The organism is Janthinobacterium sp. FT14W (assembly GCF_009208755.1).
Taxonomy (GTDB): Bacteria; Pseudomonadota; Gammaproteobacteria; order Burkholderiales; family Burkholderiaceae_D; genus Janthinobacterium; species Janthinobacterium violaceinigrum.
Genome location: NZ_WFLL01000051.1, coordinates 25,411 through 39,580, shown reverse-complemented (window position 1 = coordinate 39,580; position 14,170 = coordinate 25,411). Strand labels below are relative to the sequence as shown.

Annotated in this window: 11 protein-coding genes; 5 read left to right on the top strand and 6 right to left on the bottom strand. The window is 64.0% G+C overall.

Annotation, left to right across the window (positions count from 1 at the left end):
* The 5 genes from GCN74_RS24535 to GCN74_RS24515 form a co-directional block, all read right to left on the bottom strand.
* On the bottom strand, positions 1–534 hold a 534-nt coding region (locus GCN74_RS24535; RefSeq protein WP_193317237.1), incomplete at its 3' end, for an MHFG family PEP-CTERM protein.
* Positions 535–850: 316 nt separating this feature from the next.
* Positions 851–2,698, bottom strand: a complete 1,848-nt coding sequence (gene glp / locus GCN74_RS24530; RefSeq protein ID WP_226939201.1) for a gephyrin-like molybdotransferase Glp — start codon at positions 2,696–2,698, stop codon at positions 851–853.
* A gap of 62 nt (positions 2,699–2,760) precedes the next feature.
* The gene (moaA, locus tag GCN74_RS24525) at positions 2,761–3,882 is read right to left on the bottom strand and encodes a GTP 3',8-cyclase MoaA (protein ID WP_152259083.1); all 1,122 of its coding nucleotides are present in this window, start codon (positions 3,880–3,882) and stop codon (positions 2,761–2,763) included.
* A 42-nt stretch (positions 3,883–3,924) separates the two neighbouring features.
* Positions 3,925–5,271: a chromate efflux transporter gene (gene chrA, locus GCN74_RS24520; protein WP_152259088.1), complete on the bottom strand. Its 1,347-nt coding sequence runs from the start codon at positions 5,269–5,271 to the stop codon at positions 3,925–3,927.
* Between the two features lie 87 nt (positions 5,272–5,358).
* A complete protein-coding gene (locus GCN74_RS24515) occupies positions 5,359–8,565 on the bottom strand; it encodes an Rne/Rng family ribonuclease (RefSeq protein ID WP_152259082.1) in 3,207 nt (1,068 codons plus the stop codon).
* Positions 8,566–9,244: 679 nt separating this feature from the next.
* Here GCN74_RS24515 and GCN74_RS24510 point away from each other — a divergent pair.
* The 4 genes from GCN74_RS24510 to GCN74_RS24495 all read left to right on the top strand — a co-directional run bounded on the left by GCN74_RS24510 (position 9,245) and on the right by GCN74_RS24495 (position 12,405).
* Positions 9,245–10,240 (top strand): RluA family pseudouridine synthase, encoded by a 996-nt coding sequence (locus GCN74_RS24510; protein WP_077407877.1) that lies wholly within the window; start codon positions 9,245–9,247, stop codon positions 10,238–10,240.
* A gap of 88 nt (positions 10,241–10,328) precedes the next feature.
* Positions 10,329–10,988 (top strand): HAD-IIIA family hydrolase, encoded by a 660-nt coding sequence (locus tag GCN74_RS24505; RefSeq protein WP_152259081.1) that lies wholly within the window; start codon positions 10,329–10,331, stop codon positions 10,986–10,988.
* Positions 10,985–11,362, top strand: coding sequence for a Rieske (2Fe-2S) protein (locus GCN74_RS24500; protein WP_193317236.1), 378 nt, complete (start codon positions 10,985–10,987; stop codon positions 11,360–11,362). The genes GCN74_RS24505 and GCN74_RS24500 overlap by 4 nt, the downstream gene beginning before the upstream one ends.
* Before the next feature lie 41 nt (positions 11,363–11,403).
* Positions 11,404–12,405 carry a S49 family peptidase gene (locus GCN74_RS24495; protein WP_152259080.1) on the top strand — a complete coding sequence of 334 codons (1,002 nt, stop codon included), beginning with the start codon at positions 11,404–11,406 and terminating at the stop codon, positions 12,403–12,405.
* Between the two features lie 382 nt (positions 12,406–12,787).
* Here GCN74_RS24495 and GCN74_RS24490 read toward each other — a convergent pair whose 3' ends face one another.
* Positions 12,788–13,153 (bottom strand): hypothetical protein, encoded by a 366-nt coding sequence (locus tag GCN74_RS24490; protein WP_152259079.1) that lies wholly within the window; start codon positions 13,151–13,153, stop codon positions 12,788–12,790.
* 256 nt (positions 13,154–13,409) lie between these two features.
* On the opposite strand from GCN74_RS24490, the gene GCN74_RS24485 reads away from it, so the two are divergent.
* A complete protein-coding gene (locus tag GCN74_RS24485) occupies positions 13,410–14,120 on the top strand; it encodes a pseudouridine synthase (RefSeq protein WP_152259078.1) in 711 nt (236 codons plus the stop codon).
* Positions 14,121–14,170 lie beyond the last annotated feature (50 nt).

The following is a 14,170-nucleotide window of genomic DNA, read 5'->3' as shown; positions in this document are numbered from 1 at the left end:
GCCGCCTGGCGCACCGCCGCCCGGCAGCCCGCCAGCGCCGGCGCCGCGCGGTCCGGCTACCGCCGCCTGCGTGATGCGGCTGACATTGCGGCACACGGTGGGCACGAGGATGCAGGCGCCCTGCACGCAGTACACGAGTCCCCTTTCCTGCATCTGCTCGCTCCAGCCTGAGCGCGTCACATTGCGGCAGACGCGGCCCGGCCCGAAATGCATGTCGCTGATGCGCGCAGCGTAATTGCCCTTGCCGCGGATGGCGTCGCGGCTGATCACCACGATTTCATCGTACTGGCGCGCACGCATGCGCGCCTTCAACTGTTCGCGCACCTGCGGCGCGATGTCGGGATACCGGTCCACGGCGGCAACCACATCGCCCATGAACGGGTCGGCCCCCGGGCGGTTCCAGCTGCAGTGTTCCAGTACGTCGGCCCGTGGGGCCCCTTTGGCGTAGGCGGGCAGCGGCGCTGCGGACAATATGCCCAGCAGGAATGCCGCTCCCAGCATGCCGGCGCCCGCGATCCATGCGCTATGTCTCATCGCTAGTTTCCTCGGGAAAACAATATCAAAATTGAACTCTTGTGTGAGTCCAGATGTTATCACCGAAGAAATTGTAGTATCAACAAATAAATAAAATAATTACAATTTGTGTTGTGTTTGTTGTTATGTTGTTTTGGGAAATAATTAATATTTTTATCTCGATAGGCGGGCACTTGCTGCGCAGGGGAAATTGATTGTGGAGGGGCAATGCGAGCGGCCCGCACAGGGCGGGCCGTCGGGAAAAGGAGGGAAAGGGCAGGTGGCGGAGCGTGGACTGCGGCCCGGCCAGCGCGTCAGCCTGGCCGGTGGTACTGCATCAGGTCAAGCCATGGAACAGCACGATATCGACGAGGTCGCCCGCGGCCACGTGGCCTTGCGCCTCGTGCAGCACGATCATGCAATTGGCTTGCGTCATCGAACGCAGGATGCCCGAGCCTTGCGCGCCCGTCACGCGCACATGCTGGCGGCCATCCGCATCCCGCTCGACGATGCCGCGCTGGTATTCCGTGCGGCCCCGTTTCTTGCGGATGGGCGCTTGCGCCGCCACCTGCAGCAGGGGCAGGCTGGCCGTGTCCGCATCGGCGCCCATCAGGCGCAGCAGGGCGGGGCGCGCAAGGAAATAGAACGCCGCCATCACGGCCACGGGATTGCCGGGGAGACCCAGCAGCAATGCCGATGCGCCCTCGCTGGCGATCCGGCCAAAGGCCATGGGGCGGCCCGGGCGCATGTTGATCTGCCAGAAGGCGACATCGCCGAGGCGGGCGAGGATGTCGCGCGTGAAATCGGCCGCGCCGCTGGACACGCCGCCCGAAGTGACGATGACGTCGGCCGCCGCGCAGGCGCCGCGCAGGGCCGCTTCCAGCGCTTGCGGATTGTCCTTGACGATGCCCATGTCGAGCACTTCGCAACCGAGGCGCGTGAGCATGCCCAGCAGGGTGTAGCGGTTGCTGTCGTAGATGCAGCCCGCATCCAGCGGCTCGCCGATCGAGCGCAATTCGTCGCCCGTGGAAAAGAAGGCCACGCGCAGCCGGCGCCGCACTGGCACCGTGGCGATGCCCAGCGAAGCCAGCAGACCCAGTTCGGCCGGACCCAGGCGCTTGCCTTGCAGCAGGGCCGGCTGTCCCTGCATCAAGTCTTCGCCCTTGAAGCGGCGGTTGTCGCCGGCGCGGATGCAGTCCGGCGCGATGGTGATGGCGTGCCCGCTGGCCTGCTGTACCAGCTCCTGCGGCACCACGCTGTCGCAGCCGTCGGGCATGACGGCGCCCGTCATGATGCGCGCGCATTGCCCGCGCTGCACGGCCACGGTGCCGGGACGCCCGGCCAGAATGGTGTCGACCACGGCCAGGGTCACGGGCGTGTCGCCGCCCAGGTCGGCGCCATGCAGCGCGTAGCCATCCATGGCGGAATTGTCGTGCGCGGGCACGCTGATGGGCGAGATGATGTCGGCCGCCAGGATGCGCTCGAATGCCTGCGGCAGCGGCAGTTCGTCGGTCTCGGCGACGGGGGCGACGGTGCCGGCCAGGATGGCTTGCGCCGCCGGCACGGACAGGCCCTGCGCCTGCAGGGCGGCCAGCTGGTCCGGCGTATTGATATTGCCGAACGGGGCGCCATCCTGGAACAGCACTTCGGCCAGCTTCAGGGGACCGTGCCAGGTGCGCATGCGGCGTTCGCCGCCGCGCAGATATGCATCGAGCTGGGGCAGGGCCGACGTTTTTACCAGGCAAAAGACGGGGTGGGGGCGGCGCACGGCCGCTCCCGTCGCCGCATCGATTTCCTCGGTGACGGCGATGGCCAGGTCGGCATCGTGTTCGACGAGGCCGGCGGCCAGGCGCGCTGCCAGGTCGGGCGGCAGCAGGGGCGAATCGCAGGGGACGGTGAGCAGGTACTGGGTGGCGGCGCGCTGCATGCCGCTATGCAAGCCGGCCAGCGGACCCAGCTGGCCCGGCAGCAGGTCCGGCCACGTGGGCAGGCCGAAGCGTGCGTAATCTCCGGCATCGGCGTGGACGCTGATGGCCAGCTGGCCCACTTGCGGCGCCAGGCGCTGCAGCACGTGGCGGGCCAGGGGCTGGCCATGCAGGGGAAGCATGCCCTTGTCGCGCTGGCCCATGCGCGTGCCCAGGCCGCCAGCCAGGATCAGGCCGGTAATGTCGTGTTTGTTGATCATGTCAGGTAGGAAAATTGGTGCATGCGCCATGGTAGCAGCGGCAGGCGCGCGCTGCGCCCGATTCAGCCGCCGATATACGACATTTCCACTTTCTTTTTGCCATGGTCAAGCGTGGTGCCCGTCAAGTCCGTCAGGCTGGTGCGCAATTGCGAATAGCGGTCTGCGCGGCCGCGCCACAGCAGGGCCACGGCCGAAGAAATTTCCGCATCGCTGCGGCCGCCGCGCAGCAGACTGCGCAAGTCGTGGCCGCTGCTGGCGAACAGGCAGGTGTACAGTTTGCCCTCGGTCGATAGGCGGGCGCGGCTGCAGTCGGCGCAGAACGCTTGCGTGACGCTGGAAATGAGGCCGATTTCGCCGCTGCCATCGGCATAGCGCCAGCGCGCCGCCGTCTCGCCCGTGTAGTTCGGGTCGATGGGCAGCAAGGGCATGTGCGCGGCGATGCGCCGCACCACTTCCGCTGAAGGGATGACTTCCTGCAAGTTCCAGCCGTTCGAGGCGCCCACGTCCATGTATTCGATGAAGCGCAGGATGTAGGGCGTGCCCTGGAAATGGCGCGCCATGGGCACGATTTCCTGCTCGTTCATGCCGGCCTTGACGACCATGTTGATCTTGATGGGGCCCAGGCCCGCCGCGTGCGCCGCATCGATGCCGTGCAGCACGTCGGCCACGGAAAAGTCCACGTCGTTCATGCGCTTGAAGGTGGCGTCGTCGAGCGAGTCGAGCGACACGGTGACCCGGTTCAGGCCCGCGTCCTTCAGCGCTTGCGCTTTTCTTGCCAGTAAGGAGCCGTTGGTCGTCAGGGTCAGGTCCAGCGGCTGGCCCGATGGCGTGCGCAGGGCGGCCAGCATGGCGACGAGCTTTTCGATATTCTTGCGCAGCAGCGGTTCGCCGCCCGTCAGGCGGATCTTTTCCACGCCGTGCGCGACGAACAGGCGCGCAATGCGCGTGATTTCCTCGAACGACAGCAAATCCGTGTGCGGCAGATACACGTGGTTCTTGTCGAACACGTCTTTCGGCATGCAATACACGCAACGGAAATTGCAGCGGTCGGTAATCGAGATGCGCAGGTCGTGCAGGGGCCGGCCCAGGCCGTCGGCCACGTTGCCGCTGGGGCTTTCCAGCCGCGCGGGAATCGCCGGCACCCCATTGCGGGCCTCGGCGAGGTAGATAATCTTGTCAGCCATAAAAGTGATGCCACTTGCCAGTTACTAGTTACATTAGGTCGTTCAAGGCAGATACGATAGCACGAGGCCGAAGATGGCACAGGCGAGCAGCAATTTGATGGTGCCCATTTGAAACTTGATCAGCGCCACGCCGGCCGCCAGCGCGATGGCGACGGCCAGCCAGTCCCAGTGCGGCAGCGGATTTGTTTGCCAGAACACATGGCGGCCAAAGAACAGGGCCAGGCTGGCGATGACGCCCACCACGGCCGCCGAGATGGCCGTCAGGGGCGCACTCAGGCGCAGGTTGCCGCGCGACGCTTCCACCAGGGGACCGCCGGCCAGGATGAAGACGAACGAGGGCAGGAAGGTGAACCAGCTGGCGACGAGCGCGCCGCACACGCCCGCCAGCCACAGGTGGTCGCCGGCGATGCCTGCGGCGTGGCTCCAGCCACCCACAAAACCGATGAAGGCGACGATCATGATCAGGGGGCCGGGCGTCGTTTCGCCCAGCGCCAGGCCATCCATCATCTGTGCGCTCGTGATCCAGTGGTAATGGTCGACGGCGCCCTGCACCAGGTAGGGCAGCACGGCATACGCGCCGCCGAACGTCAGCAGCGCCGCCTTGCTGAAAAACACGCCCATCTGCGCCAGCGGCCCGTCCGCGCCGCCCGGCAGCGCCAGGACCAGCCAGGCAAGGAAAGCCAGCGCCAGGCCCAGCGCGCAGGTGGCCAGCAGGCGGGGCCAGCTGAAGCGCGCGTGCTCCGGCGTGGGCGTGCCGTCGTCGATCAGGGCGGGGCCGTAGCGGGCCGCGCCGCCATGGCCCGTGGCGCTTGCGTGGAATTGGCCAGGTAGCCAATGTCCGCCCGCCATGCCCAGCAGGGCGGCGGCGAGCACGATCAGCGGAAATGGCAGCCGTAGCACGGCGATGGCGACAAATGCGGCGGCTGCAATGGCGATCAGGCCGGGACTGCGCAAGGTGCGCCGGCCCAGGCGCCAGGCGGCCGCCAGCACGATGGCGACGACGGCCGGCTTGATGCCGTACAGGATGCCGGCGATGGCGCCCACGTGGCCATACGCCATGTACAGCCAGGACAGGACGATCAATACCAGCAGCGAGGGCAGCAGGAACAGCAGGCCCGCCACCAGCGCGCCGCGCGTGCGGTGCATCAGCCAGCCGATGTAGATGGCCAGCTGGGTCGCTTCCGGTCCCGGCAGCAGCATGCAGTAGTTCAGGGCGTGCAGGAAACGCTGCTCGGAGATCCAGCGCCGCTTTTCCACCAGTTCCGCATGCATCATGGCGATTTGCCCGGCCGGGCCGCCAAAGCTGACGCAGCCCAGCTTGAGCCAGTACCAGAAGGCGCTGCGCAGGCTGACGGGGGCGGGGCGGGGAAGGTTGGCGTTCTCGTGCATGGCGGCTGGCTGGCAAGAAGTGGACATAAAAAAGGGGAAGCCTGAGCTTCCCCTTTCATCATGGGCGGCGGGGCGAACCCTGCACGCTTAAGGACGCTGCGTGTTGACCTGGATCAACGGCTCATCCGATTGCGGCGGCAATGGCTTGCGTTCGCGCGGCTTGCGTACCGGAGCGACAGCCTTGGCCGCCGCTTCCTGCGCCAGGCGCAGTTTTTCCGGATCGGTGGCCGCCAGGGTCAGGCCGGCGGAACCGAGCACGGCGTTCAAGTCCAGCGGCGCGGCGACCGGCGCGGCCGGAGCAGGCGCAGGAGCAACTACCGGTGCTGGCGCAGGCGCAGGAGCAACGTCGGCAACCACCGCAGGCGCTTCCACCACGGCAGGTGCCGCTTCGGCCACTGGCGCAACGGCTTCCTCGACCACGGCGACGGCTTCGACCAGCGGTGCAGCTTCCACCACCGCTGCGGCTGCCACGACGGCGACAGGCACGGCTTCGACGATGATTTCCGCCGGCGCTGGCGCTGGGGCGGCTTTCTCGGCAAAGCTGTACTCGGCGGCAGGTGCCGGCTCGGCAGCGGCTGGTACAGCTTGCGCTGCAGCAACGACGGCTTCGGCCGGGGCTTCCGGCACGATGACCGCGGCAGCTGGCGCGGCTTCGGCAACGTCGGCAGGCGCAGCTTCAACGGCAGGATTAGCTTGAACCGCAGGCGCAGCTTCAACGGCAGGAGCGGCTGCTTCGGTCTTGGCGATGTCCACGACCTTGGCCACTTCCACCACTTCGACCACTTCAGCCACGACGACTGGCGCGGCAGCGACGGCCACGACGGCGGCGGCAGCCACGACGGCGACCGGTGCGCTGGCATCGGCTTCGGTGGCAGGCGCCACCGTGAAGCTGATCACGGGCGCGTCCTGGCCTTCGTTCTCGCCATTTGCCGATTCGATCAGCTCGCCCGTTTCACGGTCGCGGCGGTTGCGGTTGCGGCCACCACGGCGGCGGCGGCGGCGCGGTTCTTCGCCTTCCACGTCGTTTTCCGTCTCTTCGCCTTCCGGACCGGCATTGGCCGGCGCTTTCAGCAGGTTCGCCGGTGCGGCATCGGCGGCCGGGCCGTTGGACGGCACGACCACGTTGACGGCAGTGGCGCTGGCGCCAACCAGGGCCAGCTCTTCAGCTTTCACTTCAGCAACAACAGCCTTGTCGGCGCGTGGTTCGCGGCCTTCGCGTGGCTGGCGTGGCGGACGCTCGGCGCGCTCCGGGCGCTCCGCACGTTCCGGACGCTCGGCGCGTTCAGGGCGTTCGCCGCGTTCGCGCGGTGCCGCTGCCGTGTCGCCATTCTCGCGCGCCTCACGCGGTTCGCGTGGCGGACGCGGTGGACGCGGCGGACGGGCCGCTTTTTCCAGTGCTTCCGCTTCTTTCGCGGCATCGTCCTGGGCTGGACGGCCCTGGCCCGGTTCGCGTTCTTCGCGGCCAGGCTTGCCGTTGCGGCCACGGCCACGGGGGCCACGGCTGTTGCGGTCGCCGCGGTCGGCGCCGGCCGGCTTGGCCGGGGCGACAGGGGCGGGCGCTGGCGCCACCGGTGCCGGAGCGCCGGTGAAGAAGCTGATGATCTTGGCGATCAGGCCTTGCGGCGCGGCAGGTGCAGGCGCCGGGGCGGCTTTCGCTTCCACGGGCTTGCGCTCGACCAGCGGTGCAGGCTGGTCAGGGGTGATCGTCTTGACGACGGCTTCCTGGCGCGGCTTGGCTTCTTCCTTCTGGCGCTTGCTGTAAGCCATGTCCGTTTCAGCGTGTTCGGCCAGGTTGTAGCTGGCCTGGCTGTCTTCCAGACGGGGATCGTCGTGCTTGATGCGTTCCAGCTTGTAGTGCGGCGTTTCCAGATGCTTGTTCGGGATCAGAATCACGGCGATGCGGTGGCGGTTCTCGATCTTCAGCACTTCGCCGCGCTTTTCGTTCAGCAGGAAGGCGCCCACGTCCACGGGCACTTGCACGTGGATGGTGGCGGAGTTTTCCTTCATCGCCTCTTCCTGGATGATGCGCAGCACCTGCAGGGCGGACGATTCCGTATCGCGGATGTGGCCCGTGCCGGAGCAGCGCGGGCACGTCACGTGCGAGCCTTCGGACAGCGAAGGGCGCAGGCGCTGGCGCGACAGTTCCATCAGGCCGAAGCGGGAAATCTTGCCCATTTGTACACGGGCACGGTCATGGTGCAGCGCATCTTTCAGGCGCTGTTCCACTTCGCGCTGGTTCTTCGCCACTTCCATGTCGATGAAGTCGATGACGATCAGGCCGCCCAGGTCGCGCAGGCGCAGCTGGCGGGCCACTTCTTCGGCCGCTTCGCAGTTGGTGTTGAAGGCGGTCGTCTCGATGTCCGAGCCGCGCGTGGCGCGCGCCGAGTTGACGTCGACGGAGACCAGGGCTTCCGTGTGGTCGATGACGATGGCGCCGCCCGATGGCAGCGGCACGGTGCGGCTGTAGGCCGTTTCAATCTGGTGTTCGATCTGGAAGCGCGAGAACAGCGGCACGTCGTCGCTGTAGCGTTTTACGCGGTGCACCATGTCGGGCATCACGTGGCTCATGAACTGGTGCGCCTGGTCGTAGATCTCGTCGGTGTCGATCAGGATCTCGCCGATGTCGGGCTGGAAGTAGTCGCGGATGGCGCGGATGACGAGCGACGATTCCTGGTAGATCAGGAAAGCGCCGTTGGCCGACTTGCCAGCGCCTTCGATGGCGCGCCACAGTTGCATCAGGTAATTCAAGTCCCACTGCAGTTCATCGACGTTGCGGCCGATGCCGGCGGTGCGGGCAATGACGGACATGCCAGCCGGCAAGTCCAGTTTATCCATGGTTTCGCGCAATTCCTGGCGCTCTTCACCTTCCACGCGGCGCGATACGCCACCGCCACGCGGGTTGTTCGGCATCAATACCAGATAGCGGCCGGCCAGCGAGACGAACGAGGTCAGGGCGGCGCCCTTGTTGCCGCGCTCTTCCTTTTCCACCTGCACCATGATTTCCTGGCCTTCGCGCAGCGCTTCCTTGACGGAGGCGTTACGCACGTCCACGCCTTCGCGGAAATACGTGCGAGCAACTTCCTTGAAAGGCAGGAAGCCGTGGCGGTCTTCGCCATAGCTGACGAAGCACGCTTCGAGCGATGGCTCGATGCGCGTGATCACGCCCTTGTAGATGTTGGATTTGCGCTGTTCGCGCCCGGCTGTCTCGATATCGATGTCGATCAGTTTTTGTCCGTCGACAATCGCTACGCGCAATTCTTCTTGCTGCGTGGCATTAAACAACATGCGTTTCATTTTTATAACTCCGCGACCCGTAGGCCATCTCAAAGCCGCTTCCGGGGAAGCGGCGAAGTACAGGGATATATGCGAGAACGGGAGTGCTGGCGGGGGAAATGCCTTAGCGTGCGGAGCAACAACGCGTACGAGGTATACGTTACGGCCGCAACAGGCGCGGTGAGGTCGATCGTCATGCCGAGTGCACAGGACACCTGCAACTCATCTGAAACAGCCCGGATGCCGGGGGCAGAGAATGCAGGTGGTCAGCAAATTCAGAGCCAAATCGTAAGCCGGCTCATTACAGGGATCGCGATGGCGAGGCTTGGCCTCAGCCTATTCATCGACAACCACAGGTGGCCGCATACGGGGTTTGGCGAAAACGGCAAGCGTTATCAACTTCATCAACCCGCGAGCCCGACTCGATAAGTCGCGCTAACGGGTACTTATCCTTATAATCCCACACTCACTTCAGCATCTCCACGCGTTATCCGATTACAACTACGGTGCAACCTTGATTCGCGCAGCGATGGTGCATATACATTTTTTTCCACCGAATTTGCAATTTGGCGAGGCCGGTGGAGACGCCCCTGTGTAAAATGTGCTTTTATTCTTACACTCGCAGCAGCCAGGGCCGCAGCAAAAACAATTATATATTCAAAATGAAGGACTTAGAGAGATTTCTGGGAAGACATAGTAAATGAAGAGTCAAAATGATGTTGTTCCCCCTTCAACACCCCCGGTTCAGCCGCAAGCCCAATTCGTCACGATCGCCGAGGAAGAAGCAGGCCAGCGCATCGACAACTACTTATTAAGAGTGTGCAAGGGAGTGCCTAAAAGCCACATCTACCGGATCTTGCGATCGGGAGAAGTGCGGGTGAATAAAGGCCGTATCGATCAGTTGTACCGTCTCGCCGCCGGCGACGTGGTGCGCATTCCACCCGTGCGCGTGGCCGAAAAGGCCGCCACGGGCGCGCCGGCCGCCGAATTCAAGATCATCTTCGAAGATGCGCAGCTGCTCGTCATCGACAAGCCGGCCGGCGTGGCCGTGCATGGCGGCTCGGGCGTGTCGTTCGGCGTGATCGAGCAATTGCGCGCTTCGCGCCCCGACGCCAAGTTCCTGGAGCTGGTGCACCGCCTGGACCGCGACACGTCCGGCTTGCTGTTGCTTGCAAAGAAACGTTCCGCCTTGACGAATCTGCACGAACAGATGCGCGACGGCGTCACGGACAAGCGCTACCTGGTGCTGGTGGCCGGCGACTGGAAGAATGCGCGCCAGCATATCAAGTTGCCATTGCACAAATATACGACGGCCGAAGGCGAGCGCCGGGTGGCCGTGCAGGCCGATGGCCTGGCGTCGCACACGGTGTTTTCACTGTTGCATAAATATCACAACTTCGCCTTGCTGGAAGCGGAATTGAAGACGGGCCGCACGCACCAGATCCGCGTGCACCTGTCCTCGTCCGGTTTCCCCATCGCCGGCGACGATAAATATGGCGACTTTGCCCTCAACCGTGCCCTGCTGAAAGCGGACAGCACGCGCGGCGCCCTCAAGCGCATGTTCCTGCATGCGCACCAGATCACGTTTACGCATCCGGAAACGGGCAAGACGATGACCCTGAATGCGCCGCTGGCTGCCGAATGCGAGCGTTTCTTGGTAAGCTTGGGCAAACCATTGGCCGTTGCCGCACGATAAAGATCCAACGTGCGCGCGAGACTACTCACAAGGTAGTCGGTCGCCATCATTCATTCTCAAGGAGCCGGCGGCTATACCGTCGGGAAACATGGCAAGAAAGCAATTTGATCTGATCGTCTTCGATTGGGACGGTACCCTGATAGACAGTACCTCGACCATCGTCAAGTGCATCCAGGCCTCGGCCAAAGACCTGGGCTTGCCAATTCCCACCGAGTTGCTGGCTTCGCATGTGATCGGCCTGGGCTTGCAGGAAGCCATGCAGCTGGTGATGCCTGACGTGGAGCCGAAATACCATGCGCGCATGGCGGAACGCTACCGCTATCACTATCTGTCGCGCGACCACGAACTGGCCCTGTTTCCCGGCATACATGAAATGCTGCAGGAATTGTCGCAGCAGGCGTACTTCCTGGCCGTCGCCACGGGCAAGAGCCGTGTCGGCCTGAACCGCTCCTTGAATGCCGTCAAGCTGCTGTCCCTGTTCGATGCGACGCGTTGCGCTGACGAAACCTTTTCCAAGCCCCATCCGGCCATGCTGCAGGAACTGACGCGCGAACTGGGGCAGGATATGCGCCGTACCGTGATGATCGGCGACACCAGCCATGATTTGTTGATGGCAAGCAATGCCGGTGCGGCCAGTATTGCCGTAGAGTATGGGGCGCATCCCGTGGAGCAGCTGCAGGCTTGCAAGCCCCTGTATTCGGCCCCCACGGTGGCCGACCTGCATCAATGGCTGAGCGAGCACGCATGATGAGCGATGTTGTCGATGTATTCATTTGTGCCGCCGATGCCGTGGCCGATGGGGGCAAGGGCGTGCGCTTTCCCGTGTCGGCCGGTGGCGAAGCGACTACCGGCTTCGTCGTGCGCCATGGCGGCAAGGCGTATGGCTACCTGAACCGCTGTGCCCACGTGCCCATCGAACTCGATTGGGCCGAGGGCGAGTTTTTCGAGTCCAGCGGCTTGTACCTGATGTGTTCGACGCATGGCGCCATCTATGTGCCGGAGAGCGGCTACTGCGCGGGCGGTCCCTGCAAGGGCGGCCGCTTGCGTCCGATTCCCGTGAGCGAACGCGACGGCCAGCTGTACTGGCAACCCGATGAGTATGTCCAGCCGCTGACGGCCTGAGGCCGGATATCGGCCTTATTGTAATTTAAACAAAGTGAACCATGAGCGATAACACGAATGACAAGCTGGACAGCAGCGCGCCAGCCGCCGGCAGCGCCGCCCCTGCGGGGAACTGGGAGCGCGAGGTGCTGGAAAAGCTGGTATTTGCCACTTTGCAAGAGCAGCGCGCGCACCGCCGCTGGAGCATCTTCTTCAAGGTCTTCAGCCTGCTGATCGTGCTGTTCGCCCTGTGGGTGTTCTATGACTACAACACGGCCGACGACAGCGAAACCCTGGGCCGCCACACGGCCCTGATCGACATCAGCGGCGCCATCGAGTCCGAAGGCAGCGGCTCGGCCGCTGTCGTCATCCCCGCGCTGGACAAGGCCTTTTCCGATGCCGGTTCCGTGGCCGTGGTGCTGCATATTAATAGTCCGGGCGGCAGTCCCGTGCAGGCCGGCATGATCGTCGACGAGATGCAGCGCCTGCGCAAGGGCTATCCGGACAAGCCCCTGTACGTGGTGGTCGATGAAATGTGCGCCTCGGGCGGCTATTACATCGCGGCCGCCGCCGACCGCATCTATGTCAACAAGGCCAGCGTGGTCGGTTCCATCGGCGTGCTGATGGATGGCTTCGGCTTTACGGGCGTGATGGAAAAGGTGGGCGTCGAGCGCCGCCTGCTGACGGCGGGCGAGAACAAGGGTTTCATGGACCCGTTCAGCCCCCTGACGGAAAAACACAAGGCGTACGCGCAAGGCATGCTCAATGAAATCCACCAGCAATTCATCGAGGTGGTGCGCGCGGGACGGGGCAAGCGCCTGAAGGAAACGCCCGATACCTTCTCCGGCCTGTACTGGACGGGCGCGAAAGCCGTGGAAATGGGCCTGGCCGACGATTTCGGCACGGTCGACAGCGTGGCGCGCGACGTCGTCAAGGCGGAAGACATCGTCGACTACACGCAGCATGAGGGCTTGCCGGAGCGGGTGCTGAAGAAATTTGGCGCGGCCATGGGCGCCGGCGCCATGAAGGCGGCCGTGCAGCAGTCACAACCGGCGTTGCGCTGAGGACATCACTCTTGGCTGGCAGGCAATCCAGTCGAGAATGATTTTCAATAAGGTGGTAAATTGGCTTGAAAAAGGGGCTGCTTGGGCTATAGTGAAACCGTAGTTCTTTTCAAGGAGGGGCGATATATCAACTATGTTGTCAGTACTAACTTGATTGGCAGGTCTTGGAACTACTCGCCGCATCGCAGATGTGGTTTTGAGTGAATTTACATTCCTCACTAAAGTCCCGTTGGGGCTTGGGAACGGCGGCGCAATGCCGCCGTTTCCTTTTGTGCGTCGTTTTCGATGGGGCTGTCGTTGTGACTGGCTGGTGCTGCACGGTCTGGGCAGGCTGGCAAGAGAAGCATGCAAGGGCAGGGCATGGCTGGTCCGCTGGCGCCGCTCAGGCGACGCAGCCGTTGCAGTGCGCGGGCAGGGACAAGGGGGCCGCTTGCCGGGCCGGCGCCGTTGCTGTGCCGGTGTCGGGCAGTGCATCGGCCATGGCGGGCGCGGCCGCGTTTTCGCCTGCCGCATCCGCATGCGCAAAACCGCCCAGCTCCAGCCAGCACATGAAATGGCATTGTGCCTCGGCATGCCACTGCGCTTGACGGGCCGGCGATGGCGGCACGTCCGCCTCCTGCGGTGCGGGGGCGTTGCGCCAGCGCGCCACGCCGAGCTTGACCTTGTGCATGGCCGCCTGTTCGGCGGCGATGCGTTTGCGCATGTCGGCGATGCTGCCTTGTAAGGCGATGGTGTCGGTATGCTTCATACGATGTCCTTGTGAGAGGTGGCGACTGCCACAATTCCTAAAGTGCATTAGGCGGATTCCTAACGAAGTTTCAGTCTATCAATGCGATATTCCGAGCGCTTGATATATCTCAAAGGAATTGGCCATTTATATCGAAATCTCACCTTGCACTTCGGCATATCTGTGCCTGCGCAAGGTAAGTGCGCGCTCCGCGGCCGGCGCAGGCGGCGCGCGCCGCCGCTTCACGCTGCCAGCCGCTTCTGGTAAAGTCACGCCCATGAGTAAATTATCCCTAGACCGCATCCTGCAATCGCAGGGTTTTGGCACCCGTAAATACTGTCGTTCCCTGATCGAGGATGGCGATGTCGTCATCGATGGCGTCACCCAGACCAATTACCGCACCACCGTCGAGACCGACGGCCTGGTGCTGCACGTGTTCGAAGAAGAATGGGTGTACCGCGCACACCTGTACCTGGCGCTGAACAAGCCCGCCAACTTCGAATGCTCGCGCAAGCCCAGCCATCATCCTGGCGTGCTGACCCTGCTGCCGGAACAGTTTACCTGGCGCGAAGTCCAGCCCGTCGGCCGGCTCGACCACGATACGACCGGCATGCTGCTGATGTCGGACGATGGCCCGTTTATCCATGCACAATCGTCGCCGAAGCGCCACGTTCCCAAGATTTACCAGGCCACCACGCAGGAACCGGTGACCGATGAACTGGTGGCGCAGCTATTGGCCGGCGTGCAATTGCACGATGAGCCGGCCCCGCTGGCGGCCCTCGTCTGCGTCAAGCGCGGCGAGCACCAGCTGGAAATCGTGCTGGAACAAGGCAAATACCACCAGGTCAAGCGCATGCTGGCCGCCGCCGGCAACCATTGCAGCGCGCTGCACCGTTCCGCCATCGGCAGCCTGACCCTGGAGTCGCTGGGCATCGCGGAGGGCGAGTGGTGCTATCTGACGCCGGAGCAGATCGCGCTGCTGGCCTGACCTTCTTGCTGACCGCCAAAGCCGGGGATGTCCCGGCTTTTTGGCGTCTT